We start from the raw sequence: 24,508 nt of genomic DNA on the forward strand, positions 1-24,508 counted from the left end.
CGATGCCGCCCGGCCCCGGCCACCACACAACAGCAGAAACGCTTCCTCCCCGGAGTGGGAAGTCGGCCCACCCGACTTCCCACTCCGCACGCGCGGCTTTCGCGTTGGAGAAACGTCCCTTCTCTCGGGCGGGGCCTCCCTTGAGCGAACATCCCACCCCACCACCCCCACACCCGGCGCGCGCGAAAAGTCGGCCCGACCGACTTCCCACACCGCACGCGCGGCTTTCGCGTTGGAGAAACGTCCCTTCTCTCGGGTGGGGCCTCCGTTGAGCGAACATCCCACCCCACCACCCCCACACCCGGCAGGCGCGAAAAGTCGGCCCAGCCGACTTCCTACTCCGCGCCCACCTTGCACGCGCGGGCTTCGAGATGAGGAAACGTTTCCGCCCTGAAGTGAGGAGCCCACTGGAAGGACTCCCCCACCACCCCAACACCCGGCACGCGCCAAAAGTCGGCCCGGCCGACTTCCCACTCCACGCCCACCTCGCGCACGTGGGCTTCGAGATGAGGAAACGTCACTTCTCCTGGCTGGAGCCTCGGCTGAGCGAACACCCCGCCCAGCCACCCCAACACCCGGCGCGCGCGAAAAGTCGGCCCGGCCGACTTCCTACTCCGCCCACCTCGCACGCGCGGGCTTCGAGATGAGGAAACGTTTCCGCCCTGAAGTGAGGAGCCCACTGGGCGGACTCCCCCACCACCCCAACACCCGGCACGCGCCAAAAGTCGGCCCGGCCGACTTCCCACTCCGCACGCGCGGCTTTCGGGGTGAGGAAACGTCACTTCTCCTGGCTGGGGACTCGGTTGAGCGAACATCCCGCCCCACCACCCCAACACCCGGCGGGCGCGAGAAGTCGGCCCGGCCGACTTCCCACTCCGCGCTGACCTCGCGCGGGTGGGCTTCTTGGGGTGGGGAGTCGGCTATGGGTGGGTAAGGAGGTGGCCGGTGGGGGTGGTGGAGAGGAGGTGGCCGGTGTGGGAGGTGAGGGTGTGGGTCGGGGGGAAGGGGGTGGTGGGGGTGAAGGGGGGATCGGGGGTGGTGGTCGGGGGGCGGGTGGTGAGGCCGGTGGGGGTGGTGGCGTGGAGGCGGCCGTTGAGGACGGTGAGGGTGGTGGCGCCGGCCGCGTGGCAGAGGGGGCGCCAGGGGGCGTCCGGGTCGGTGGCGGGGCGGTGGTGCAGGGTGTCGTCGTGCGGGGTGACGGCGAAGAGGGTGCCGTCGCACATCGCGAGGGCGCACGTGCCGGGCGGGGTGCGGCCGGCGGGGGTCCAGGGGGCCGGGCCGGGGACGGGGTCGCGGACGAGGAGGCGGTCGTCCTCGGTGACGGCGAGAAGGGCGCGCGGGATCGGGCCGGCGGCCTCGCGCGGGGCGGTGAGGCAGCGGATCCGCGGCGCGGGCGCCGGGCCCGCGGCCGGCGGGCACGGCGTCCAGGAGAGGTTCTGGTCCGAGGGTTCCCGGTGCAGCAGGGTGGTGCCGTCGGCGGCCACCGCGAACAGCAGGCCCTCGCAGGCGGCGAGCGCGCGGACGCCGTCCGCCCGGCCGACGGTGTGCCAGCGCGGCGCCGGTGCGGCGCCGCCGAGGCGGTCCAGCACGTTGCGGGTGATCCGCTCGACGACCGGATCACCCAGCGCCCGGCCCCAGTTGATGGTGGCGGCGTTGAAGACGGTGCCGACGCCGAGCCGGAACACGCCCATGGTCGCCCAGCCGCCCTGCCCGTAGCGGCGCCAGTGCCGCAGGTCGGCGGTGGCGAGCACGGCGAAGGAGCGCGGTGTGCCGTCCCGCCCGGTGGCGCGCGGTACACCGGCGGACCAGTCGAGTTCGGCCGCGTCGGTCTCGTAGCCCAGCGAGCCCCGCGCGAAGCCGTCGCCGTCGGCGAGTCCGGTGCCCGCGAAGACCCAGTGGTCGGCGAAGCGGACGGTGTAGGACTCGCGGCCGATCACCGCCATGCCGTCGCCCCAGGCGCCGGCGCCGTTGCGGAAGCTGACGCCGGTCATCCCGTTCTCGGGCCGTTCCACCGGGGAGCCGGACCATTCGACGGTCGCCCGGCGCGGGTCGGTGGCGGTGACCGGGTCGGCGGCGGCATCGCGGTGGCAGACCATCGAACGGCCGCCGTCGGGCTCGTCCTCGACCCGGATCTGCCACCACGCCGTGTTGGCCGCGAAGAACGCCAGGTTCCCGCCCCGGCGGGCGAACTCCTCGACGCTGTCGCGCATGCCGGCGGACCAGTACTCGTCGTGCCCGTTGACCACCAACAGCCGGTACTGGGAGAGGGATCGGGCGAAGGAGCGGTCGTCCAGGTCGAAGCCGGAGCAGTACTCGACGGGGTACCCGGCCCGGGGCAGCCAGCGCAGCAGCGGCTCCTCCCAGCGCTCGGGCGGCGGCCCGCCGCCGGGGGCGTCGAGCCGGACCCGGGTGGCGCGGTCGGGCTGCTCGGCGTAGTAGAGGCCCCGGCCGGGCTGGCCGGCCCGGTGGTAGGCGCGCCAGGTGGCGAACGGGATCGAGACGAGGATGCCGGAGCCGGCGCCGGGGCGGGCGGCCCGCACCACGAACCACACCTCGTGCTCGGCGTCGCGCTCGGGCGCCGGCTGCTCGGGGCGCTCGTCGTGGAAGCTCGCCCGGTACAGCGAACTCGGCCAGTGCGCGGGGACGTCGAGGTCCCACCGGGTGACGCCGGTGAGGGCCGCCTTCAGCCGCACCTCCCCGCTCACCTCGTCGGTGACGACCACCCGGCCGCGCAGCGGGCGGCCGGCGGTGCCCCGGGCGCCGAGGCGGAAGCGGAGCCGGCCGCCCTGGACGCAGGAGGTCGCCTCGGCGCCGGCCAGCGGACGCGCGACGCCGTCGGGGCCGGCCGCCGTCACGACGCCGCGCCTCGGTGGTCGGCGGACCGGCGGTCGGCACACCGGTCATCGGCACACCGGTCGTCGGCGAACCGGCCCAGCAGGCCGGGCAGCGCCGCGATCCGGGGCGGGGCTCCGGCGGCGGAGGCGACCACCACCTCCTCGATCGCCCGCAGATGGGCGTGGATCGCCGCCGGCGGCAGGTGGGCGGTGTCGGCGGTGAGCGTGACGGTGAGCGCGGAGTCGTCGCCGGTGAGGTGGAGGCAGTACCGGCAGGCGACGAGCTCCTGGGTGGCCGGGAAGTCCAGCACGGTCCGCCGCCGCAGCCCGGCCAGCTCCTGCGCCGTCGGCAACTCCGCAGCCGACAACGGACGTTCGACGAGCCGCATGTCGTTGAAGCAGCAGTACGGGTGCACCTCGGTGCCGCGCTCGCGGGCGATCCGGGCGAGCAGGGCGTCCCACTCCACCGGGTCGTAGGCGGCCGCCCGGTAGCCGGCCAGCGCGGCCCGCCAGGCGGCGGGCAGCAGGTCGGTGAAGACGGCCCCACCGTCGAGGTCCACGGGCAGGTCGAGGACGACCAGGGCGTCCTGGGAGAGCGTGCCGACCAGGTCGCGGTGGTCGGCGGCGGCCCGGTTCCCGGCGATCGGCATGACGGCCGCCGACGGGTGGCCCCGGTCGGCGGCGACCAGCGCGGCCGCGGCGGCCAGCAGCACGGTGGAGCCGCTGACCCGGTGGACCGCCGCGAGCGCGTCCACCGCCCGGGGCAGCGCCGCCGACACCAGCCGGCCGGTCCAGAACCGGGGCGCGCGCGGCTCGGCGACCGGCTCGGGGAACATCGTCGGCGGCATCCGCCGCAGGTCCGCCTCCCAGCGGGCCAGCGCCGCCGCGCCCCGGCGGCGCCCGGCCGGGCCGTGCTGCCGGTGCGCGAGGTCGTACGGGGTGACGTCGACGGGACGGCCCGCCGAGCCGCGCCGCACCAGCAGCCGCAGGTCGCGCACCAGCACCTCGGCGCCGTGGCCGTCCGAGGCGAGGTGGCACAGGGCGAACACGGCGTGGGTGATCCGCCCGCCGCAGCGCACCGCGCCGAACCGCACGGGCCACTCCCCCGCGTAGTCGAAGCGCCGCCCGGTGAGGCCGGCCAGCAGCTCCTCGGCGGCCCGGTCGGCGCGCGCGGGGTCGGGCTCGTCGCGCACCTCGACGGCGATCTCCCCGGCGGCGGCGAGGAGTTGGCCGGGTTCGCCGTCCTCGTCGAGGACCAGCCGGGTGCGCAGCGCCTCGTGCCGGTCGAGCAGCGCGGCGACGGCGACGGCCAACCGCGCCTCGTCGACGGGCGCGCCGCGGTCGGCGAGCGGGAGGATCCGGCCGAGGTTGAAGTAGTGGTCGTTGGGCGCGGTGCGGCCGATGGCGTGCCAGATGGCGCGCTGGCCCCAGGTCAGCGGGGCGCGCCCGGCCCGGGCGCCGGTGAAGGGGACGGTGAGGGCCGTCGCGGGGCCCGCGACGGTGGTCGATCCGCTCATCCGGCCGGCTCCGCGACCGGGGCGGCGGGGGCGTGATCGTGCAGCCGGGCGGCGAGGGCGGTCAGGCCGCCGGCGTGCAGGGCGGGGTCGCCGAGGTCGATCAGCACCTCGAACTCCTCCTCCAGGCCGTCGGCGAGCCGCAGCAGGGCGAGGGAGGAGACCCCGAGAGCGGTCAACGACTCCTCGGAGTCCAGGAGTTCGGCGACGGTGAGCTGACCGTCGGTGGCGGCGGACACCAGCTCGGCGAGCCGGTGGCGCAGGCCGGGCGGGCGGATGTCCGGCCAGGCGCGGTCGACGTGGGCGGCGCGCTGCTCCTCGTCGTCGACGACCACCTGGTACGGGGCTTCGGCGCCCAAGGAGTCCAAGGGATCCGAGGGGGCCGAGGGGGCCGAGGGGGCCGAGGGGCCAGAGGGGTCCGAGGGCTCCAAGGGGTCCACGGTGCTCACGGGGTTCACTCCTGACGCAGATCGGTGCCGGCGGCGGCGACGCCGCGGGCGGTGGGGGTGTCGAGAAAGACGTCCAACGGGACCGCGACGCCCGGCTGTTGGCGGATCCGGGCGGCGATCGCGGAGCAGCTGGTGCCCGCCGAGGCGGCTCCGGCGTCCAGGGTCTGCCCGGTGGGCCGGATGCCGCGCCGGGCAGGACTGCGACGGATGCTCATCGGACGGCCTCGCCGCTGGTGGGGGTCCGGCCGCCAGCGGGGGGCACGACCGGGCCGTCGCCGGTCACCAGGCGGCGCAGCTCGCGCTTGAGCACCTTGCCGCCCTCGTTGCGCGGCAGCGCGTCGCGGAACAGCACGGTGGCCGGCAGTTCGTGCGCGGCGAGGTGGCCGAGCAGGAAGGCCCGCAGCGCGGCGGCGGTCGGCGGCTCGGCGCCCGGCGCGGGCACCAGCACGGCGGCGACCACCGCGCCGAGCACGGGATGCGGGACGCCGAAGGCGGCGGCGTCGGCGATCAGCGGATGGGCGTGCAGCGCGTTCTCGACCTGGAGCGTGGAGACCTTGTGGGCCCCGGACTTGACCACGTCCTTCTCCCGGTCGAGCAGGTGCAGGAAGCCCTCGGCGTCGATCCGGCCGAGGTCGCCCATCCGCACCCACGGGCCCTGGAACACCGCGCCGTCCCGCTCGCCGAGGTAGCCGCGCGGTGCGGTGGGCGAGCGCAGCCACAGCTCGCCCGCCTCGCCGGGCGGCAGCGGGCGGCCGTCGGCGTCGGTGATCCGCAGGTCGGCGAGCGAGGCGGGCCGGCCGGGCGAGTCGGGGCGCCCTGGGTCGAACAGCAGGGTGATCTGGGCGGGGGCGGCCTCGGTGGAGGTGTAGTAGTTGGCGACCTGGGCGTGCGGGAAGGCCCGGCTCAGCGCGAGCGCGACCGGCTGGGGCAGCGCGGCGGCCGTGGAGCCGACCAGTCGGACGCCGCTCACGTCGGCCTTGGCCAAGGCGGCCGAGGCGAGCAGCTCGATCGCCATGGCGGGGACCACGAAGACGCTGCCGACGCCGTGTTCGGCGATCAGCCGGACGAACCGCAGCGGGGTGAACTGCGGGGCGGCGACGCAGGTGGCGTGCGCGTTGAGCGCGTTGACCAGCATGGTCTGCCCGGCGTTGGTACCGACCGGGAAGGCGTGCAGGAAGGCCTGCGAGTGGCGCAGCGGGCGGCGGCGCTCGTCGAAGGTGCAGCCGTACGCCAGGTTGGCGTGGGTGGCGGTGACGCCCTTGGGGGTGCCGGTGGTGCCGGAGGTGTAGAGGATCTGGGCGGGCGCGCCCGGGTCGACGGGCGGCAGGTCCGGCTCGGCGGGGTGGCCGGCGGCGTCGACCTCGGTGAGCGTGCGCACGCCGGCGACGTCCGGGGCGGTTCCGGTGTGCAGCAGGAGCGCCGCGCCCGAGTCGGCGATGGCGTGCGCGGTGACGGCGGGGGCGAGCCGGTCGGAGAGCGGGACGGCGACGCCGCCCGCCCGCAGCACGGCGAGGTGGGCGACGGCGAAGGCCGTCCAGTCGGCGGTGCCGTGGCGCAGGCCGACCCGGTCGCCGGGGCGCAGGCCGGCGGCGCGCAGGGCGGCGGCGAGGGCGCCGGAGCGGGTCTGCCAGGTACCGAAGTCGAGCCGGTCGGCGCCGCTGACGACGGCGGCCCGATCGGGGTGGGCGGCGGCCCGGTGGGCGAGCAGGTGGGGCAGGCTGGTGGGGACGGCGCGGTTCACACGGCCTCCCGGGTGGCGTCCGAGCACGGGCAGGCCGCGGCGACGGTGAGGGACCGGGGGAACCGCATGGGCTGGGGGAACCGCGCGGGCTGGGGGAACCGTGCGGGCCCGGCACCCCGGCCGGGTCGGTGGGCGGACTCCTGGGCGGTCGCGGGCATGGCACTCCTAGGCACTCGCCTCACGGCGGGACGGCGGGCAACTCGGACAACGCCAGGCCACATGCCCGCAGGGTGGGAGGGAGCGGCGCGCTCGGCGGATCGGCGGCGGGCCCCCGTTCGGCCGCCGCAACGCGATCATGCTAGGAAGCCCCCGCACGGAGCGTCAATGGTATGGACCACTTTGACTCCTGGGGCCAGGGTGACCAATGGGACGAGCGGGGACGCCCCGGGACAACCGACCCGCGTCGGGGACGGCATACCTCTCGCGGAGGAGGACCGCGGGCCCGCTCTCCGCCAGCGGAACGATCATGAACACGACCTCCCGCCGATCGGACGGCCGCGACCGGACTCCTAGGCTCGAAGCCGATCACCGGGCACACCGCCGGTGACCAGCGACAACGGGCCGGCCACCGGCCGTGCGACGAGACCGGGAACGATGACCACCTACCGCCACACCCTCGCCGAACTCCGCGGGCAACTGCGCCAGCTCCTCCTCAGCGGAGCCGCCATCGCCCTCGGCGTGGCCTTCCTCATCGCCTCGGTCAGCGGCAGCGGCGCCCTGGTCGACTCCTTCAGCCAGAGCGCCGCGGCCGAGGTCGGCCCCGGCGACGTCCAGATCACCCGCCCGCTCGCCGGCGGCGGACTCGACACCGCCACCGCCGAGCGGGCCCGGCAGGTGCCCGGGGTCGCCGCGCTCGCCCCGCGCCTCACCGGCCGCGGCGGGCTGCTGACCGGCGACGGCCACCCGCTCGACGCGGACGCGGTCGTCAGCGCCGTCGCCGCCGACCCCGGCCTGCGCTGGCAGCTGCTCGAGTCGGGGCAGTGGCCCGCCGGGCCGGGCGAGGTGCTGCTCGACGCCGACACCGCGCAGCGCCTCGGCGTCCGCCCCGGCGCGGACCTCCGACTCACCGGGGCCGACGGCGCCCCCACCACCGCCCGGCTCACCGGCACCCTCGACGGCCGCGGCGCGCCCAGCCTCTCCGGACACCCCGTCATCGGCGTCCCCGAGAGCGCCGTCACCCGGTACGCCGCGGGCGCCGCCGCGGAGCGGCTCGACCTGCGCCTGGCCCCCGGCACCTCCGCGACCCGCACCGTCGACGCCCTGCGCGAGGCGCTCGGCACCGGCGGCCCCGCCCCCGAGGTGCACACCCGGGAGGCCTCCGTGCGGAACGCCACCCGGGAGAGCGGCACCCTGTACGGCGTGGTGCTGGTCGCCGCGCTCTCCTTCGTGCTGATCGCACTCGCGGTCGCCCGGATGGTCGTCGGCAACACCTTCACCGTCGTGCTCGCCCAGCGCACCCGCCGGCTGGCGCTGCTGCGCTGCGTCGGCGCCGACCGCACGCAGGTCCGCCGGATGATCCGCCGCCAGGGCCTGCTGCTCGGCGCGGGCGCCTCCACCGCCGGAGTGCTGCTCGGCCTCGGCGTCTGCGCCGCCGGCCAGGCCGTCGCGGCCACCGCCGACCTCGGCCCGGTCCACCTCTCGCTCACCCCCTCCCCGCTGGTCTGCGCCCTCGCCGCGCTGTTCGGCGTCCTGCTCACCCTGCTCGCGGTCCGCTCTCCCGCCAAGGCCGCCTCCGCCGTCCCGCCGATCGCCGCGCTCGACGCCGGCGGGCACGGCCCGGCGGGCGGCACCGGCACGCGCCTGCGCGCCACCGTGTGGGCGGTGTTCCTGCTGGTGGCGGGCACCGCCCTGGTCGTGCTCGGCGCGCTCGCCGCACCGCCGCTCTCCCTGCTCGCCGTCACCGTCGGCGCCATCGCGAGCTTCTTCGGCGTCCTGCGGCTCGCCCACCGGCTGCTGCCCGCCACCGTCGCCCTGCTCGGCGCCCCGGCCCGCCGCCTCGGCGGCACCGCCGGCCGGCTCGCCACCCAGCAGCTGCGCCGCAACCCGCTGCGCACCGGCGCCACCGGCTCCGCGCTGCTGCTCGGGGTGACCATGATGGTCGGCGCGGTCACCGCCCTGGACGTCACCTCCAACTCGCTGGTGCCCGTGGTCTCCGCCCGCCAGCCCGGCGTGTTCTCGGCGACGAGCGCCGCCGGCGGCGTCGTGCCCGCCGGGGCGCTCACGGCGCTCACCGGAGAGCGCGAACTCTCCGTCACGCCGGTCCGCTCGGCCACCGTCCGCGTCGACGGCCGCGACACCCTGGTCGCCACCGTCGACCCCGCCCGGCTCAACCCCACCGCCGACGACCTCGACCGCGCCCGCACCCTGACCGACGGCACCGCCCTCGGCGGCCTCGACGGCGGCCGCACCCTCACCGTGACCGGCGCCGCCGGCCACCCCGACACCACCCTGCGCGTCGAACCCGGCCGCAGCCCCCTCCCGTTCACCCTCCAGAGCGGTGCCACCCTGCTGGTCACCCCGGCCGCCCTCGACCGGATCGCCCCCGGCGCCCCCGCCACCACCGTCTGGGTCACCCCCGCCCCCGGCACCGACCGCCCCACCGCCCGCCGCGCAATGGACCGCGCCCTCGCCGCCCACCCGCAGCTCACCGTCACCGACACCGCCGCCCAGGCCGAGACCCTGCGCTCGCTGCTCGACCGGATGATGCTGATCTCGATGGCCCTGCTCGGCTTCTCCGTCGTCATCGCCGGCCTCGGCGTCGCCGCCGCGCTCGTCCTCGGCATCAACGAACGCGCCCGGGAGATCGGCATGCTCCGTGCCATCGGGATGACCCGCACCCAGCTGCGCCGGATGCTCACCCTGGAGGCCCTGCTGCTCTCCCTCGCCACCGCCCTGCTCGGCACCGCCCTCGGCCTCGGCTACGGCTGGGCCGGCGCCCGTTCCGTCACCGCCACCCTCGGCACCCTCGGCGGCCCGCCCGTCCTCCCCGTCCTCGGCGCCCTCGCCCTCACCGTCCTCACCGGGCTCGCCGCCGCCGTCCTCCCCGCCCGCCGCGTCGCCCGGATGACCGCCGTCGCCGCCATGCGCACGTCGTAGGACGCGGGGCCGTCGGCGGGCCGCCGCGCCGTACCGGGAGCCGGGCGACGCACGGGCGAGGCGCCGCCGGGCCGGGACGGCCGAGGCCACGGCCCCGCGCCGGGTCACCGACGCCCGCAAGGACCGCGACCTCCCCTGACGGCGGGTCCGTCAGCTGCCCTGGTAGGCGAACGCCGCCCAGACGTCGAGCGCGCCGGGGTCGCGGCGGGCCAGCGAGACGAGTTCGGGCGGCGCGCCCGGCGGCAGGCCGCGGTCAGGGTCCAGCGCCCACAGCTGGGTGCGCCGCAGCGCCTCGGCGGGCGGGTCCCCGGCGGCGAGACGGCCGTGGAAGACGTACATCAGCACGCACACCATGTCGTCCACCACCTCCCAGCGCGAGCCGACCACCCCCGTCGCCCCGGCGGCGAGGAAGGCACTGGAGAGCGTGAGCGCCTCGTCCACGTCGCCGCCGGTGTGGTCGCTGACGCAGGCGTCGAGCACGACCAGGCCGCCCGGGGAGCCCGGCGGGCGGCCCTGGGCCTGGCGCAGGATGTCGCCGACCGGCAGCCGGCCCGGCCGGTCCCCGGCGCGCGGGTCCGGCGCGAGGCCGAGGTAGGCGTCCAGCGGCGACCGCCCCGACGGCAGCGCGTGGCAGGCCAGGTGGAGGACGGACGCCCCGGCCCGTCCGGGCGCGGGCAGCGCGGCCAGCACCTCCGCCGGGGTACCCGCCCCCTCGGCGCCCTCGACGTAGCCGAGCAGCGTGCCGTGCGGATAGTGGTCGGCGTGCAGGTACTCGGCCTCGGCCTCGGCGAACATCAGCTCCCGGGTCGGGTCCCCGACGATCACCGGCCGCTCCGCGAGCGGCAGCCGGGGCCGCCGGACCACCTCGCAGAACTGCCGCGCGGAGGCCGCGTACGAGATCACCGCCCGCTCCACGGCCCGCACCGGCCGGCCGCCGTCCCGCAGCCCGCTGCTGAGCAGCGCCGCGTGCCAGGGGATGCCGCCGAGTTCGCCGAACGGCACCAGGACCAGCCGGGGCGGCGCGTCCGGCCCGCGGCGGGCGGCGGCCCGCAGGGCGGGGTGGCGCAGCAGCGGGCGCAGCGCCACCGTGCCCGCCCAGTCGCAGAGTTCGGCGAGGGTGGCCTGCCAGCGGCGCCGCGCGGCGACCCGCTCCGGGTGGCGCGGCGGCAGGGCGTCCAGGGTCGCCTGCCGGTCGCCGTGCGCCCGCCGGTAGGCGGCGAGCGGTGCGAGCGCGTCGGAGTGGACCGCGTCGGAGTGGACCAGGGTGAGCGGCAGCAGGTGGAGGGCGCCGGCGCCGTCCTCGCCGGGCGTGACCAGCACCGCCTCGCCGCTGCGCCCCGCACCGGGCGGCAGCAGGTAGACCAGGGCGTCGGCGCCGGCCGCGCGCAGGCTGCGGGCGATCTCCTCCAGCGGCAGCGGTCCCATCAGCGCCTCCCCGGCCGGGGAGGCGGCGAGGGCGGTGAGGGCACGGCGGCGCAGGTCGTCCGGGACGGGGATGTCGGCGCCGCCGGGCAGCGAGTCGAGCAGGGTGCCGGGCAGACCGAGCAGTGCGTCGAAGTCGAACGGGTCGGCGGCCGGGCCGTCCTGGGGGGTACCGCCGGACAGCCAGGCGTCGGCGAGGTCCGGGTGCCCGGCGGTGCGCAGCAGGTCCGGCACGTCGGTGGTGGCGGTGGAGGCGTGCAGCACCAGGCCCCGGCCCAGCTCCAGCGCCGCGACGGCGGCCCGCAGGTCGGGCCCGGGGACGTCCCCCGGCGCCTCGGCCCCGTCGGCGAGGCACCAGCGGGCGATGGTCAGCGCACGGGCCGCGTTCTCCCGGGCCACCACGAGGGCCGGGGCGGCCGCCGCCTGGAGCAGGGTGGCGGCGGCCGTCCCGCGCAGCGTGGCCAGCCCGGCCTCCCGGGCGGCCCGCCGGTCGCCCGGGCCGAGCCGCGCGCGGTGGGCCTCGGCGATGATCCAGGTCGCCACCGCCAGCAACTGGGTCGGTGCCCCGTGCCGCAGCCCTTCGCGAACGGCGCCCGCGGTGGCCAGCGCCTCGGCGGCGTCCTCGGACCGGCCCGCACGGCGGTAGCGCGTCAGCAGCAGGATCGCCCGCATCAGGTAGGCGCGGGACCCCTCCAGGCCGGCTGGGCCGGCACCGGTGTCGGTGAGGAAGTCATCGAGGTACCGCAGGGCGGCCGCGGCCAGGCGCTCGGAGAACGAGGCCTCCGTACGGCCGATGGCGAGCGCACCGAGGGCGGCGGCGGCCCGCAGGCTCAGGAAGGACTTGTACAGGTGCCCCGCCGGGGTCCGCTCCGCCGCCTCCGTCATCAGTCCGAGGGCCCTCGCCAACAGCTCCGACCGCCCGTGCAGCGCGAGGACGAACAGGGCCGCGCCCAGGTCGCCGAGGGCCGGCAGCCGCAGTGGGTCGTCCTCGGGCACCGCCGCGACCAGCTGCTCCAGCGCGTCCACCGCCCGGACCATCTCCGGGACGTCACCGGCCGTCACGGCCGCCTGGAACTCCAACAGCACCCGGGTCCGTTCCAAGACCGGCCGCTCGGTGGCCACGAGCCTTTCCAGGCCCGCGAGTTCGGAGACCGAGAGATAGGCGAGGACCTCCTCGGTGTAGCGGCGGCTGGCCTCCAGGTCCCGCTGGTCACCGGCGACGACGTAGCGCTGGTAGAGGTTGACGGAGAGGTTCTCCAGGTAGACCACCCGGTTGGCGTCGTCCGGGGCCGCCCGGCGGAACGCGGCGCGCTGATGGCGGATCGCGGTGTCGAGGTCGCCGACGGAGCCGGTGAGCGCGAACCGCTTGCCCATCGCCGCCGCCAGCGAGCCGTCCGGGTGGTGGCCGGGTCGGCGGCTGTCCGGCGAGGACCGGGCACGGGCGGCGTCGAGCAGGTCGATCACCCGGTCCAACTCGGCCCGGTCGGTGGAGAATTCGTCTTTCGCCAGGGTGGCGTGGGCCAGATGGTGGAGGATCTCGCTGCGTTGGAGGCCGCCCAGCTCCTCCTCCTGCATGGTGTCCAGCGCCCGGGTCAGGTGGTGCAGGGCCTCCTCCACGCGGTACGTCTGCGGCTCGTGCTGACGCATCGCGTTGACGAGCGTGCCGAGCACCCCGTGCGCGGCGGGCCGCACCCGGTCGTCCTCGGCCATGCCCGCCACGCCCTCGCGCAGCACCTCAATCCCCTCGCGGGCCTCGGCACTGGCGGTGTACCCCTTGCGCTGGGAGAGGCCGGAGAGGGTGTCGCCGAGCAGCCAGCGCACGACCCCGCCGAGCGGGTGGTCGGGCGGGACCAGCCGGCGCAGCTCGCGCAGGCGGGCGAGCCGGCGGGCGGCGTCGTCTTCGCCTCTGGAGCAGTACAGGTCGACGAGGCGCAGGGCGGAGGTCAGCCGGTGGGGGGAGTCCGGGGCGGTGGCGGCCACGACCCGCTCCAGGTGGGCGACGGCCCGGTCGGCGTCCCGCGCGTCCGCGCCCCCGTCCTGCTCGTCCAGCAGCAACCGGACAAGGCGTCCGCGAACCTCCAGCTCGATCGGTTCCGCGAAGTCCTCCGCCGCCGGGGACAGCCGGTCGAGGACGCCCTGCAGCACGGCATCCGCGGCCGCCCGTTCGGCGGGAAGGTGGTCACGCCCCGCTCGATCGGCGAGGGCGCAACCGAGGGTGGCGAGCGCCCCGGGGTCCTGCGCGTCGTACACGGCCTGCGCCTCGTCGGCCGCGTCGTTCCCTGCCACCGCCCGCCAGGGGCCGGGCGGCACCGGGACGGGGCAGGCGAGCCGCAGGGCCCCGATCGCCCGGTCCAGGTCGTCGGGGCGGGCCGCCGGGTCGGGGACGCCGGCGGTCGCACCGTCCTCGTAGCGCGCGTGCAACAGCAGCCCCAGCCGACGCGTAGCCTCGGCCCACTCCGGCGCGTCCCGGCCGTACACGGCCACGGTGATCGTCAACAGCGCGGCCGCCTCGGCGCGTTCGGCGAGGACAGCGGCGCGGATCGCGTCGTCCTCGCCGAACTCGGGCTGCCCGACGGCCTTCCAGTAACGCACCGAGAGCGTCAGCCCGACCAGGAACCGCACCTCGGCGAGCGCCCCCGCCGGCCCACCGGCGCCCGCCTCCTCCAGCAGCGTGCGCGCCGCCGAGAACGCGGTGAGCGCCCCGGACAGCGCCAGCGCGGCCCGCCGCGGATCGGCCGCCTCGTCGTGCTCCTCCAGCAGCCGCCGCCCCCGCCCGACCAGCGCCCGCGCCTCGTCCTCCACCGGCTCTCCCCTCCCCGCGTCCTCGCCGTCCCACTCCCTCGCCGCCCCTCGTTCGAGCGGACCGAAGGCCCTGACCGGTCCACGGCGGCCCCGCCGAGCCTACGGCGCCGGAGAGCGCTCCGGGACAGCAACTCCGCCACGGACGGGACCACTTCACGGCCACCGCGCCCCCGGCATCCCGCCCGAACCCCGGCCGCCCCCGAGGAGGCGGAAATCCGCTGGTCGCACCGCCTGCCGACCGCTACCGTGCACGGACGACACCGAGGGGGTGCACAGGTGAGGCCACTGCTGTTGGTGGACGTCGACGGACCGCTGAACCCGTACGCGGCGAAGCCCCACCGGCGGCCCGAGGGGTACGGCACGCACCGGCTGCTGACGCCGCATTGGGAGGCCGCCGAGCGCCGGCGGCTGACCGCGTACGGGCTGCCCGGCAGACCGGCCAAGCCCCTGCGGGTCTGGCTCAACCAGGAGCACGGGCCGGCCCTCACCGCACTGCCGTTCGACCTCGTGTGGGCGACGACGTGGGAACACGAGGCCAATGACTTCCTCGCGCCCCTGCTGGGGCTGCCCGTGCTCCCCGTCATCACCTGGTCCGAACCCCGGCCGCGGCCGGAGGGGGGTGTGTTCTGGAAGACGCCCGACATCGTCGCGTGGGCGGCCGGGCGCCCGTTCGCCTGGGTCGACGACCAGATCACCGACGCGGACCGCGCATGGGTCCGCGCGCGCCACGACGGCCCGGCGCTGCTGCACCGGGTCGACCCCCGGACCGGCCTGACCGCCGACGACTTCACCGCCCTCGCGGCCTGGGCGGCCTCGGCGGCCGCTCCCGGGACGTGAGGGCCGCCGTCAGGGCGGTGGCGGTGGCGAGGACGGCCCAGGCGGCGTAGCCGCCGGTCGTGTCGCGGAGCAGGCCGAGGGCCAAGCCGGTGCGCCCGGCGGGGCGGCCTCGGCGGGGTGGGCGACCCACGGGCCGTACCCGCCGATGCCGAAGAAGCCGAGCCGGGTGAACAGGGCAGTGGCGCCCACCGGGTGGTGGCCGAGCGGGGTGGTGAGCGCGAGGAGGCCGCCGACGGCCGCCACCATGCTCGTCAGGATGCCGCGGTAGCAGCCCGCTCGGCCCTTACGGCGAGGACGGCGTCCACCTGGCCGCCGCGCCGGCGAACCCCCGCCCGGAGAGCGCCGGAGAGCTCGTGGCCCGCTGCTGGACGCCTGGGAGGCCGTGGTCGACGCGGCGGACGGGCGCGGAGCAGCTGAGGCGGCGGCGGGAGCGGTGGCAGGGCCGATCGGATGGATCGTCAGCCGTTTCACCCGGCCCGGGCATCGGACGGCCGGTCGGCCGGACCCTCGTCGCCGACGATCGGATCAGCAGACCTCCTCCGAACCGCAGAGAGGCCCCGCACCATGAGAAGACGCTCACCGACCCGCACGCTCGCCGCGGCCGCGCTCGCCGTCGCCGCGCTCTTGCCGCTGACGCTCGGCGCCGCACCGGCCGCCGCGCCCGCGGCCACGACCACCGCCACGACCATCGCCGAGGACGCCGCCGGATCCCCCGAACTGAGCCCGGAGCTCCAGGCGCGGCTCGACGAGGCGATCCAGCAGGTGATGCAGCAGGCGGGCATCCCCGGCGTGCAGGTCGGCCTCTGGATGACCGGCCGGGGCACCTACCTCCGGGCCTTCGGCGTCGCCGACAAGGAGACCGGCGCGCCGATGACGGACCGGCTGAACATGCGGATCGGCAGCGAGACCAAGACCTTCACCGCCACCGCCGTGCTGCAGCTGGTGGACGAGGGCCTGATCGGCCTCGACGACCCGATCGCGGCGCATCTCGACGGCGTCCCCGGCGGCGAGGAGATCCGGGTGCGCGACCTGCTCGATATGCGCAGCGGCCTGTTCCCGTACAGCTCGGACACCGACTTCGTCAACGCCTTCCTCGACGACCCCGACCGGGTCTTCACGCCCGAGGAACTGCTCGCCTACGGCTACCGGCACGAGAACGAGTTCGCGCCGGGCTCGCAGTTCCAGTACTCGAACAGCAACTACATCCTGCTCGGCCTGCTGGTCGAGCATGTGAGCGGCCGGAGCCTGGAGGACTTCGTCCGCGACCGGATCACCGGGCCCAGCGGGTTGCGGCACACCCTCTTCCCGCACGGCACCGAACTCCCCGCGCCGTACGCCCACGGCTACACTGACCAAACGCCCAGCGGCGCGGTCGCCGACTCCACGCACTGGGACCCGTCCTGGGCCTGGTCGGCGGGCGCGCTGGTCTCCGACCTGCGCGACCTCCGCCACTGGGCGACGGACCTCGCCACCGGCACCCTGCTGTCGCCCGGGACCCAGGCGCAGCGGCTCGACGTCCTGCCGACCGGCATTCCCGGCGCGGGCTACGGGCTCGGCATCTTCAACATCAACGGCTGGATCGGCCACAACGGCTCACTGCCCGGCTACGAGAGCCTCACCATCTACCTGCCGGAGGAGTGCGCGACCCTGGTCGTGCTGCTCAACACCGACATCATGTCCGAGGAATCCGAGCCCAGCACCCTGCTCGGCCGGGCCATCACGAGCGTGGTCACACCCGACCACGTCTACGACATCCCGCCGGGCAAGTAGCCCGCTGACGGCCGGCGCGCCGGAGGGGGACGTCGGACGGGCCGACTTCCCCCTCCGGCCCCGCGCCGGCCGGCCGGGGCTGGCAAGCTGGGCGGATCGGGTGCCGCCGGGGCACCCGACGGGGGCGAGGGGGCGTTCATGGGGAATGGTGCCGACGGTCGGACTGCGGGCGGCCGGGCCGCGGCTCCCCCGCCGTTCGATCCGGAGCTGCGGGCCGCGCTGACGGCCGCAGGGGCGGCGGCGCGGGAGCCGGTCACGCCGGAGAACCTCGCCGCATGGCGGGAGCGGGACGCCACCACCCGCCCCAGGCCCACGGTGGAGGCGCTGCGCGACTGCGTGGCGAGCCGTTCGAAGTCGTCGGCGGCCGACCAGCCGATGTTGTCGGGAATCCCGCGCAGGCCCGGCAGTCCGTCCGGGCCGGGCACCGCAGCCTGCCCCAGGAACGTGTACTCGGCGCGCCACCGCTTGCCGTCGGGGTCGAAGCTGCCGGGGCCGGAACTGTCGCTCATGGGGGTGTCCCTGGGGGTCGGGAGTGCGGGTTCGAAAAGGGAGCCGCCGACCGTTCGCGCCGGCCGGACGACGTATGTCAGGCAGTCGATGTGCTCGCCGGACGGAACGAATCCCGCTTTGAGGAGGACGCGACCGGAGGCCGGGTTGTCAGGATGGTGCTTGGCGTGGACCTCCGGCAGGCCGAGGCGGCCGAACGCCAGGGCGAGGATGCTGTGCACCCCCTCGGTGGCGTAGCCCCGGCCCCAGGAGTCGGGGCGCAGGATGTAGCTGATGGCGGCGGCGGAGCGGTCCAGGTGGAGCTTGAGGACGCCGAGCAGGTCACCGTCCACGACCAGGCCGAGGGTGTGGAGCGTGCGCGGGCTCTGCTTCGCCGCAGCGACGGCGTCGGCCACGAACTCCTGCGCGTCGCGGAGTTCCATCGGGCCCCGCCCCAGGTACCTGACCGACTCCGGGCCGTAGATCCGCTGCACCGATTCGGCGTCATCGGGCTCCAGCTCCCGCAGCTCGATCACGCGTCCGCTGCCTTCACGAGCATGGTCAGCTCGGCAGCACTCGGCCTGTGGTCGGGGGCGGCCAGCAGGACGTGCCGCAGGCGGGCCTGGAGGGACGGCCACGGCAGGCGGGTGGTCAGCGGGACGGCGCGGTGGGCGATGGCCTTGCGCAGGGCGTCCAGCGGCGTTCCCTTGGCGAGCCCGGCCGTCTCGTAGTCCAGCGGCCAGGTGCCGGTGACGCAGGTCCACAGGGTGCCGGCGAGAGCGTAGACGTCGGCGCTCTGCGTGGTCTCGACGGGTTGGGGTCCGTTGATGATCCGGGCGGCCAGCTCGGGCGCGGTGAGGTGGATCATCGTGCCGTCGAACGTCGACCACGGCGTGATGCCGAGCCGGCGGGACCACGCGAAGTCCAGCAGCCGAACACCCTGCTCGGTGTGGATGCCGTGCTGGGGCTGGAGGTCGCCGTGCACCCATCCGGCCTCGTGCAGGTCGGTCACCGCCCGGCACAGATCGACCGCAGCGGCGAGGGCTTCGACCCGCCCGCCCTCGCCCGTGCGGACCGGGCGGAAGACGTCCCAGGTGGACGGTCCGGTCAGCCACGGGGTGACGAACCAGACCCGGCCGTCAAAGCGGCCGACGGTCACGGTGTAGCCGGGGAGCTGGTCCAGCACGGAGGCTTCGCGGGCGGTGACCTCGGCGGCCTCGCCGGTGCCGAGCTTGATGCTCACCACGCCGCGCGGCCCGCTGGCCTTCCACACCGCCGAACCCCGGCGGTCGCTGATCTCCTCCAGTTCGACCGGCCCACAGACGGCCTCCGCGGCCTTCAACGCCGCTGCGGCATCGGAAGCGAACTCGCCCATTCTCGTACTGCCTTCCATTCGCAAGGGATGTGCTCGAAGACGTCCCGGCCGTCGTCCACCGCCACGGACAGCGCCGTGGCGAGGTCGGGCGTGTCTTCCAGGAACTTCGGGTCCAGCGGCCGGACGCCCGCCCGCACCGGCAGGAACGAGAACGGCGGCGGCGGGATGCTCTGCCCGCGCCGGCCGGTCTCGACCGCCCCCTGGGCGAACTTCCCGAACATCACGCCGACCGGGGCGTAGAGGTTCTTGAGGGCCCAGTGCGGCCAGGCCATCAGCTCCCGGTGGTCCGCCCCTTCGCAGTGCCCGACCAACACCACGTTCTCGCACGCCAGGAGGCCGTACGGGCGGCCCATGAGCGGGCGAACCCACTCCGCGGCCTGGACCCCGGCGTAGAACAACTCCGCTTCCACGGCGTAGCGGTGGCTGCCCGGGGCGACCTCGTAGACTGTCCACCCGGTCATGCCCCGGCGGGCGGAGGGCCGCAGGAACGGGCAGTGCTCGGTGAGGTGGGCGAGGTAGCCGTCCACGTCCACGCTGACGGGGTTCTCCGTGCGGGCCTCGGTGAGACGGAGCGCCCCGGCGGTGAGCCGGGACGCCCCGTCGTGTGGTGCGGTGATCACAGGTAGGACGCCGCCGGGGCCACGTCGTCGCCGTCGCCGCCGGTGGGCGAGCAGTCCCACTCCGCCCAGACCTGGCCGGTGTCACGGTAGCGGGCCAGGGCCTCGGTGTTGACGGTGCCGTTGGCGTCGGTGAACCACGCCTCCGGCAGGGGGCCGTACGCTTCCTCGTAGGCGCTCACCCACGAGATGAAGCCGCTGCCCGCGCTCTCGGCGTGGGCCAGCTTGCGGCCGGCGTGCCGGAGGGTGAACGCCTCGTGCGCGGCCGGGTCCGCGACGAGGGTGTGCCACGCCGCGTCGATCGCGCCGGAGAACATCTGCGGGGCGATGTCGCCCGCGTCGATCCGGCGGGCGGTGATGGTGAAGAACTTGCCCAGCTCGTCCAGCTCCACGGTGGAGCTGGGGGTGGTGGCGGTGCTCACGTGCCTCTCCAATCGGGTTGGCTCTGCTCGCCCGGGTGCGGGCGGGCAGTCGTGCGTGGTGCCCCGGCCCGTCATGGGGTTCACGACGAGCCGGGAGTTCACGGGGCGCCCGGGGGCGTGGGTCGACGGTCAGTAGCGGCCGGAGGCGATGAGCGCGGTGGCCACGACCGCGAGCAGGACCAGCGCGACCGTCTGCGCGATGGCCACCGGCAGCGGGGTCGGGAGTCCTCGGGCGGCCCGGTCGGCGGCCTCGCGGTACTCCTCCTGTCCGTCGTCCACGGCGGCCTACGCCGGGCGCTTGTCGAGCGCGGCCCGCATCGCGGCGCGGCGGCGGGGCCGACGGGCGCGGGCGATGCAGTCGTCGCAGATCGAGTGGCAGGTGCTCTCGCTGTCGCCGGGGGCCTGGAGCGTGGTGCCCGCGCAGACCAGCGTTTCGCGGTGGCAGACCCAGCAGGTCCCCTGCCGGTAGCCGTCGGGGCGGTCCACGACCAACCCCTCGCCCACGATCCGTACCGGCGTCGGCGGGGGGATGTCCTCTCGAACGGGGAATGGCGGGGTCACGCGGACGGGTAGCGGTTGGGCGCTCATTCCGCGGGCTCCAAGTCGGTCAGGAGGACCATCTGCGGGTAGGGGTCACTGGAGCTGTCCGGGTTCACCCAGGCGTGGTTGGCGAGCTTGCTCGGGGTCTCGGCGACGGTGCCCGTCCAGCCGGCCGTCCGGTGCCGGACCGGGTCGCCCTGGATCACACTGTTCACAGTTGCGCCTCTCCATCGGGTCGGGGCGTGCGGTGTAGTGGTGCTCGTTACCGATCAGGCCGCGCGGCCGGCGGGGTGGCGGTTGACTCCCGCCACGACCACCGCGTCCGTGCCGGGGTGGGCCCTGATGTACCCGGCCGACAGGAGGAAGCCGTAGCGCCCGCAGATGTCGCATCCCCAGGTGTCGTCGGTGGGCGACGGGGAGTCGTACGCCGTCTGAAGGAAGCAGAACGGGCACAGCGGCGGCGGTTCCATGCGCTGGCGTGCGGCCTTGGGCATGGCGGTCATGCCGCCGGTCTGCGGGCCTTGCAGTCCCGGCAGACGCAGGAGGAGAGCACGGCGTCCCGCTGGAGCAGGGAGCCCGCGGAGGGGGGACTGCCAGCGGGGTTCGCCGCTCGGTAGTCGTCCAGCGGGTTCCAGCCAGCGGCCGGTCGGTTCGACTCACTCTTGCTCGGGCCGGTCACGACCTCGCGGTACTCACGCGGGGGGTTGCGTCTCGCCATCGGTCTGTCCTCCTTCGCCGTGGCGGTGGGGGGTGCGTGATAGACCGTAGGGAGTCGGCTACAGACGGTGCCACGAAGTTGCACGCGGTTGCACAGGTTCACCCGAGAGCGCTGCGGGCCTTGGCGATTCGGCTTCGTGCTTCGGCTCCGTGAACCGCGATCTTGGCCAGTTCGGCGAAGGCACGAAGGTAGGTGCGGATCTCACCAGGAGCGGTGACGTTGACCTCCGCCGTAAGCGTCTCGACTGCCACAAGGCTCTCGTCAAATGCGTAGAACGCTTCGAGGGGCCAGACGGTCCGGCGAGCCCGAAACGGGATCACGCCGACGGAGACGTTCGGAAGGGACGAGACCCCGAGCAAGTGGTCAAGTTGACCAGCGAGTGCTTCGTCATCGCAGACGCCGTAGTAGAGAACGGCCTCTTCCAGGATCAGGGCGAACTGATGGCTGGCGTCGTGCAGGACACGGGATCGCTTCAGCCGGGCCTTGACCGCGTCCTCCACGTCGTCCGGAGTGCCCTGGAAGGTCGTAATCGAACGGAGAAGTCCGGTCGCGTACGGGGCCGTCTGCGTCATCCCTGGCATGACGTTGGAGGCGTACACCTTGAATTTTCGTGTCCGCTGGTAGAGCGGCAGCGTCTTTTGATGCACTCGCCTCATGCCGTCGCGGTGGAGGTCTCGCCACTGCGTGTACATCGACTCAGCGGTCCGCGACGCTGCGATCAGATCCGCTGCCTTCTCCGCAGACCCACACGCTGTGCACCAAGCACGGATGTCGCTGTCGGAGGGAACCGTCAGGCCGCGGGCGATGCGGGATGACTTGGACTTGTGCCACCCGCACCGCGCGGCCAGTTCAAGCCCTGAAAGTCCGGCGTCCCGCCGGATCTGGTCGAGCTGATCGGCGAGCGCCTTCCGTGCGGCTTGGGCACTGGAGAGAGGAGAAGAGGACATGAACTGGCCGGCTGCGGTGACTACTCGGCGACGCTGAATGCCTCGTGAGGGACAGCACGCTCCCACACAGCGTCGAAAGCCGCCGCGCAGTTGCGCGCCACAGCGGGATCGTCACTCTGATCGGTGTGCACCCATCGGCCGTCGCCGTCAAAGATGTTGAACTGGACGATCTTGCCGTCGAACAGCCAGAAGTCGTTTCCGGGCAGCAGGAGATCAGAGGCGCCCCGGCGAGGGAGCCAGCGCACCTGCTCGCCGCCGGCCACGTTGGTGAACGTGAACGAGTGCTCGTACCGGATGTACTCGCTGGCGGGCTCCGAGATGACCCTGGCTCGTCGCAGGGAGACACCGTTGGCGGTTACCTCCTGGACGAGGTCCAGCCACGGCCTCCACCACGACGCGCGATCAGCAGGGTCGAGTCGGCGACCGGACTTCCATGCGCGAAAGCCTTCGTCCTCGTTGTCGACCGCGTAGACATCGCGCAGTTCCAGGTGGACCGCCGACTCCCGCGCAGACCTCAAAAGGTCAGCGAAGCTGTTCAAGCTCTGCGACATCCAACGCCTCCTTGAGCGCCTTGGCCATGCGGGCAGGGATGCGGACCACGGTCTCATGATCCGGGATCGGACCGTCAGCCAAGCAGTCCGCCGTCGTGGCCTCGTCAATCTTCCACCCCTGAATGACGAAGTCCCTGGTCTCGGGGTCTACCCACACAGTGGGAGAGCCGTGATCCCCCGACTTCTCGTCCTTCGCAACGAACCGTAGTGCCATCTGATCCTCCCGTGTCGAGCCGGTTGCGCTCAGTTGCAAACCTGAGCCGGTGCTCATACTCCGCCCTGAAGGCTCCCCCTGTCAGGACTTTCCATTTCTGACGAACCGCCAGGTACGAGGCGGAGGAATGTCCGGTGATGAGGAGGGGTGGGGCCTGGTGCCGTCGGCCGGCGCGCTCGCCGGGGCCACCTGCCACCGAGGCCGCCCCGGCGGCGCGGTACCCGGCCGCGGTGGAGGACTGCTTCGCCGGGCTCCGTTGGACGGCCGACCACGCGGACCGGCTGGGCATCGACGCCGGGCGCGTCGTCGTCGGGGGCAAGAGCGCGGGCGGCGGCCTCGCCGCGGCGCTCGCCCTGCTGACCCGCGACCGCGGCGGACCGGTCCCGGCCGGCCAGCTGCTGCTGAGTCCGATGCTCGACGACCGCAACGACAGCTTCTCCGCCCACCAGTTGGCGGGCCACGACACCTGGGACCGGATCTCCAACGCGACCGCCTGGCGGGCCGCGCTGGGCGAGCGCCACGGCGCCGCGGACCTGCCGCCGTACGCGGCCCCGGCGCGGGCGGCGGACCTCTCGGGGCTGCCCGCGGCCTATGTCGAGGTGGGGTCGGCCGAGACCTTCCGGGACGAGGCCGTGGCGTACGCCGACGCGATCTGGCGGGCCGGCGGCGAGGCCGAACTGCACGTCTGGCCCGGCGCGTTCCACGGCTTCGACACCTTCGCCCCCGGAGCGGCGATCAGCCTGGACGCCCGTGAGGCGCGGATCCGCTGGCTGCGCCGGATCCTCGCGCGCTGAGCCCGTGCCGGGCTCTCCCGCTACCGCGCGGCCGGCTGCGGCGGCGGGGTGCCGAGCAGGTCGGCGAGGGCGGCGTGGTCGTGGAAGTCCCGGCTGTGCACGATGAGGCCGTCACGGACGCGCAGCACCTGGAGATTGGCCACCGTCACCTCCCGCCCGGTGGCGCGGTGGCGGGCGCGGTAGTCCCACTCGGTGACGACCACCTCGGGGTCGTCGGTCGTGCGGACCACCACGTTGTCGGCGCTCAGTTCCAGCAGCGCGCGCTCGCCGACGGCGAGGAACCGTTCCCGCAGGGCCGCCCGCCCCTCCACCCGGCGCGGGCCGACCGGCTGGTACACCATCTCCACCACGGCGTCCTCGGCGTAGAGCCCGGCCAGTTCGGCGAACCGCCCGGCCGTGATGCCGTCGAGCAGCGCGTGGAACACCTCGCGCGGCGACCGCGTTTCGGACATGATCAACCCCCGGAATGATGTGCGGTCGCCGGAACCGGACCAGCGACTCCGTTTAACACGATACGGACTGGCCACTCCGGTTGTCCAGGGGCCGCGTCCCGTCGTTTCCGCCGTCGAGCAAAGGGAGTTGGAGAGTTGAGCGGCACCCAGGACCGCCCGCTCCGGGCGGACGCGGCCCGCAACCGGGCCAAGCTGCTGGACGCCGCCACCGCGGTGTTCGCCGCCCGGGGCGTCGGCGTGCCGACCGAGGAGATCGCCCGCGCCGCCGGCGTCGGGGTCGGCACGCTGTTCCGGCACTTCCCCACCAAGGAGGCGCTGCTGGAGGCGGTGATGGTGCGCCGGCTGGAGACGATCGCGGCCGGGGCGGCCCGGGTCGCCGCCGAGTCCGAGCCCGCCGACGCCCTGTTCGCCTGCTTCCGGCTGATCGCCGAGCAGTCGGTGGGCAAGACCGCCTTCGCCGGGGCCCTCGCGGCGGCCGGCATCGACGTCCACACCTCGCTGCGCGGGCCCTCGGCGGCGATCCGCGAGCTGCTGGCCGACCTCCTGCACCGCGCCCAACGGGCCGGCGCCGTCCGCCCCGGGCTGACCCTGCCCGACCTGCTCGCCCTGCTGGTCGGCGCCAACGCCGCCCTGGATCAGCTCGGCCCCGACGCGGCCGGACGCGGGCGCGTACTGGAGGTGGTCCTCACCGGCCTGCGGCCGCACTGACGGCGACGCGACCCCGCCGACGGAGGCCCGGGGCCTCTGCTCCGGCGCAGGGCCCGGACGCCAACGCAACGCCGCGCTGCGCGCGGGCTGCGGCACGGTCACCTCGCGGACCTTCGCCGTCGACTTCGTCGCCCAGGCCCTGGCCGTCGGCCGCGACGCCTGGGCGCTGTCCGCCCTCGTCCACGACGACTGCTCCAACGCGCCCGCCTGCTACGGCAA

The 24,508-nt window shown here is 75.1% G+C and carries 23 protein-coding genes and 1 pseudogene; 5 read left to right on the forward strand and 19 right to left on the reverse strand.

The window, feature by feature from the left end; translation table 11 throughout:
- Positions 1-920: 920 nt before the first annotated feature.
- From ACFCLZ_RS05910 to ACFCLZ_RS05930, 5 genes are all read right to left on the reverse strand, one after another.
- Positions 921-2,855 carry a N,N-dimethylformamidase beta subunit family domain-containing protein gene (locus ACFCLZ_RS05910; RefSeq protein ID WP_380283641.1) on the reverse strand — a complete coding sequence of 645 codons (1,935 nt, stop codon included), beginning with the start codon at positions 2,853-2,855 and terminating at the stop codon, positions 921-923.
- Positions 2,852-4,351 carry a condensation domain-containing protein gene (locus ACFCLZ_RS05915; RefSeq protein ID WP_380283642.1) on the reverse strand — a complete coding sequence of 500 codons (1,500 nt, stop codon included), beginning with the start codon at positions 4,349-4,351 and terminating at the stop codon, positions 2,852-2,854. The genes ACFCLZ_RS05910 and ACFCLZ_RS05915 overlap by 4 nt, the downstream gene beginning before the upstream one ends.
- Complete coding sequence (locus ACFCLZ_RS05920) at positions 4,348-4,707, reverse strand: acyl carrier protein (RefSeq protein WP_380283643.1); 360 nt, start codon at positions 4,705-4,707, stop codon at positions 4,348-4,350. The genes ACFCLZ_RS05915 and ACFCLZ_RS05920 overlap by 4 nt, the downstream gene beginning before the upstream one ends.
- Positions 4,708-4,802: 95 nt before the next feature.
- Positions 4,803-5,012 carry a hypothetical protein gene (locus ACFCLZ_RS05925; protein WP_380283644.1) on the reverse strand — a complete coding sequence of 70 codons (210 nt, stop codon included), beginning with the start codon at positions 5,010-5,012 and terminating at the stop codon, positions 4,803-4,805.
- Positions 5,009-6,538, reverse strand: coding sequence for an AMP-binding protein (locus ACFCLZ_RS05930; RefSeq protein WP_380283645.1), 1,530 nt, complete (start codon positions 6,536-6,538; stop codon positions 5,009-5,011). Before ACFCLZ_RS05930 ends, ACFCLZ_RS05925 begins: the two co-directional genes overlap by 4 nt.
- A gap of 594 nt (positions 6,539-7,132) precedes the next feature.
- On the opposite strand from ACFCLZ_RS05930, the gene ACFCLZ_RS05935 reads away from it, so the two are divergent.
- A complete protein-coding gene (locus ACFCLZ_RS05935) occupies positions 7,133-9,634 on the forward strand; it encodes an ABC transporter permease (protein WP_380283646.1) in 2,502 nt (833 codons plus the stop codon).
- Between the two features lie 150 nt (positions 9,635-9,784).
- Here ACFCLZ_RS05935 and ACFCLZ_RS05940 read toward each other — a convergent pair whose 3' ends face one another.
- Positions 9,785-13,858: a CHAT domain-containing protein gene (locus ACFCLZ_RS05940; protein ID WP_380283647.1), complete on the reverse strand. Its 4,074-nt coding sequence runs from the start codon at positions 13,856-13,858 to the stop codon at positions 9,785-9,787.
- Between the two features lie 285 nt (positions 13,859-14,143).
- Between ACFCLZ_RS05940 and ACFCLZ_RS05945 the strand changes: the two genes are divergently transcribed.
- Positions 14,144-14,695 carry a hypothetical protein gene (locus tag ACFCLZ_RS05945; protein WP_380286089.1) on the forward strand — a complete coding sequence of 184 codons (552 nt, stop codon included), beginning with the start codon at positions 14,144-14,146 and terminating at the stop codon, positions 14,693-14,695.
- Positions 14,696-14,704: 9 nt separating this feature from the next.
- Here ACFCLZ_RS05945 and ACFCLZ_RS05950 read toward each other — a convergent pair whose 3' ends face one another.
- Positions 14,705-14,941, reverse strand: coding sequence for a hypothetical protein (locus tag ACFCLZ_RS05950; RefSeq protein ID WP_380283648.1), 237 nt, complete (start codon positions 14,939-14,941; stop codon positions 14,705-14,707).
- 318 nt (positions 14,942-15,259) lie between these two features.
- Between ACFCLZ_RS05950 and ACFCLZ_RS05955 the strand changes: the two genes are divergently transcribed.
- Positions 15,260-16,465 carry a serine hydrolase domain-containing protein gene (locus ACFCLZ_RS05955; RefSeq protein ID WP_380283649.1) on the forward strand — a complete coding sequence of 402 codons (1,206 nt, stop codon included), beginning with the start codon at positions 15,260-15,262 and terminating at the stop codon, positions 16,463-16,465.
- Here ACFCLZ_RS05955 and ACFCLZ_RS05960 read toward each other — a convergent pair.
- From ACFCLZ_RS05960 to ACFCLZ_RS06010, 11 genes are all read right to left on the reverse strand, one after another.
- The gene (locus ACFCLZ_RS05960) at positions 16,441-17,487 is read right to left on the reverse strand and encodes a GNAT family N-acetyltransferase (protein ID WP_380283650.1); all 1,047 of its coding nucleotides are present in this window, start codon (positions 17,485-17,487) and stop codon (positions 16,441-16,443) included. The two genes, ACFCLZ_RS05955 and ACFCLZ_RS05960, sit on opposite strands and share 25 nt — an antisense overlap.
- Positions 17,484-18,326: a hypothetical protein gene (locus tag ACFCLZ_RS05965; protein WP_380283651.1), complete on the reverse strand. Its 843-nt coding sequence runs from the start codon at positions 18,324-18,326 to the stop codon at positions 17,484-17,486. Before ACFCLZ_RS05965 ends, ACFCLZ_RS05960 begins: the two co-directional genes overlap by 4 nt.
- Positions 18,290-18,946: a hypothetical protein gene (locus ACFCLZ_RS05970; protein ID WP_380283652.1), complete on the reverse strand. Its 657-nt coding sequence runs from the start codon at positions 18,944-18,946 to the stop codon at positions 18,290-18,292. The genes ACFCLZ_RS05965 and ACFCLZ_RS05970 overlap by 37 nt, the downstream gene beginning before the upstream one ends.
- Complete coding sequence (locus ACFCLZ_RS05975) at positions 18,943-19,365, reverse strand: hypothetical protein (RefSeq protein WP_380283653.1); 423 nt, start codon at positions 19,363-19,365, stop codon at positions 18,943-18,945. Before ACFCLZ_RS05975 ends, ACFCLZ_RS05970 begins: the two co-directional genes overlap by 4 nt.
- Positions 19,366-19,494: 129 nt before the next feature.
- The gene (locus tag ACFCLZ_RS05980) at positions 19,495-19,644 is read right to left on the reverse strand and encodes a hypothetical protein (RefSeq protein ID WP_380283654.1); all 150 of its coding nucleotides are present in this window, start codon (positions 19,642-19,644) and stop codon (positions 19,495-19,497) included.
- A gap of 6 nt (positions 19,645-19,650) precedes the next feature.
- Positions 19,651-19,851, reverse strand: a complete 201-nt coding sequence (locus ACFCLZ_RS05985) for a hypothetical protein (RefSeq protein ID WP_380283655.1) — start codon at positions 19,849-19,851, stop codon at positions 19,651-19,653.
- 98 nt (positions 19,852-19,949) lie between these two features.
- Positions 19,950-20,120, reverse strand: coding sequence for a hypothetical protein (locus ACFCLZ_RS05990; RefSeq protein WP_380283656.1), 171 nt, complete (start codon positions 20,118-20,120; stop codon positions 19,950-19,952).
- Between the two features lie 54 nt (positions 20,121-20,174).
- Positions 20,175-20,408 (reverse strand): hypothetical protein, encoded by a 234-nt coding sequence (locus ACFCLZ_RS05995; RefSeq protein ID WP_380283657.1) that lies wholly within the window; start codon positions 20,406-20,408, stop codon positions 20,175-20,177.
- A 313-nt stretch (positions 20,409-20,721) separates the two neighbouring features.
- On the reverse strand, positions 20,722-21,570 hold the full coding sequence (locus ACFCLZ_RS06000) for a helix-turn-helix domain-containing protein (protein WP_380283659.1): 849 nt from the start codon (positions 21,568-21,570) through the stop codon (positions 20,722-20,724).
- A 20-nt stretch (positions 21,571-21,590) separates the two neighbouring features.
- Positions 21,591-22,121, reverse strand: coding sequence for a DUF6879 family protein (locus ACFCLZ_RS06005; RefSeq protein WP_380283660.1), 531 nt, complete (start codon positions 22,119-22,121; stop codon positions 21,591-21,593).
- Positions 22,093-22,335 (reverse strand): hypothetical protein, encoded by a 243-nt coding sequence (locus ACFCLZ_RS06010; RefSeq protein ID WP_045704700.1) that lies wholly within the window; start codon positions 22,333-22,335, stop codon positions 22,093-22,095. Before ACFCLZ_RS06010 ends, ACFCLZ_RS06005 begins: the two co-directional genes overlap by 29 nt.
- 203 nt (positions 22,336-22,538) lie before the next feature.
- Here ACFCLZ_RS06010 and ACFCLZ_RS06015 point away from each other — a divergent pair.
- Positions 22,539-23,129, forward strand: a pseudogene (locus ACFCLZ_RS06015) (alpha/beta hydrolase fold domain-containing protein); the annotation flags it as partial.
- Positions 23,130-23,149: 20 nt separating this feature from the next.
- Here the strand turns inward: ACFCLZ_RS06015 and ACFCLZ_RS06020 are convergent.
- Positions 23,150-23,581 (reverse strand): nuclear transport factor 2 family protein, encoded by a 432-nt coding sequence (locus tag ACFCLZ_RS06020; protein WP_380283661.1) that lies wholly within the window; start codon positions 23,579-23,581, stop codon positions 23,150-23,152.
- 135 nt (positions 23,582-23,716) lie between these two features.
- Between ACFCLZ_RS06020 and ACFCLZ_RS06025 the strand changes: the two genes are divergently transcribed.
- Positions 23,717-24,289 carry a TetR/AcrR family transcriptional regulator gene (locus tag ACFCLZ_RS06025; protein ID WP_380283662.1) on the forward strand — a complete coding sequence of 191 codons (573 nt, stop codon included), beginning with the start codon at positions 23,717-23,719 and terminating at the stop codon, positions 24,287-24,289.
- Positions 24,290-24,508: the final 219 nt, after the last annotated feature.

Source organism: Kitasatospora purpeofusca (assembly GCF_042691725.1).
GTDB lineage: Bacteria > Actinomycetota > Actinomycetes > Streptomycetales > Streptomycetaceae > Kitasatospora > Kitasatospora purpeofusca_B.

Bases quoted from the DNA above. Each gene is read 5' to 3' on its own strand.
- ACFCLZ_RS05915 (WP_380283642.1), bottom strand. From the start codon at position 4,351: ATGAGCGGATCGACCACCGTCGCGGGCCCCGCGACGGCCCTCACCGTC.
- ACFCLZ_RS05925 (WP_380283644.1), bottom strand. From the start codon at position 5,012: ATGAGCATCCGTCGCAGTCCTGCCCGGCGCGGCATCCGGCCCACCGGG.
- ACFCLZ_RS05935 (WP_380283646.1), top strand. From the start codon at position 7,133: ATGACCACCTACCGCCACACCCTCGCCGAACTCCGCGGGCAACTGCGC.
- ACFCLZ_RS05950 (WP_380283648.1), bottom strand. From the start codon at position 14,941: ATGGTGGCGGCCGTCGGCGGCCTCCTCGCGCTCACCACCCCGCTCGGC.
- ACFCLZ_RS05955 (WP_380283649.1), top strand. From the start codon at position 15,260: ATGAGAAGACGCTCACCGACCCGCACGCTCGCCGCGGCCGCGCTCGCC.
- ACFCLZ_RS05965 (WP_380283651.1), bottom strand. From the start codon at position 18,326: ATGGGCGAGTTCGCTTCCGATGCCGCAGCGGCGTTGAAGGCCGCGGAG.
- ACFCLZ_RS05995 (WP_380283657.1), bottom strand. From the start codon at position 20,408: ATGACCGCCATGCCCAAGGCCGCACGCCAGCGCATGGAACCGCCGCCG.
- ACFCLZ_RS06000 (WP_380283659.1), bottom strand. From the start codon at position 21,570: ATGTCCTCTTCTCCTCTCTCCAGTGCCCAAGCCGCACGGAAGGCGCTC.
- ACFCLZ_RS06005 (WP_380283660.1), bottom strand. From the start codon at position 22,121: ATGTCGCAGAGCTTGAACAGCTTCGCTGACCTTTTGAGGTCTGCGCGG.
- ACFCLZ_RS06010 (WP_045704700.1), bottom strand. From the start codon at position 22,335: ATGGCACTACGGTTCGTTGCGAAGGACGAGAAGTCGGGGGATCACGGC.
- ACFCLZ_RS06020 (WP_380283661.1), bottom strand. From the start codon at position 23,581: ATGTCCGAAACGCGGTCGCCGCGCGAGGTGTTCCACGCGCTGCTCGAC.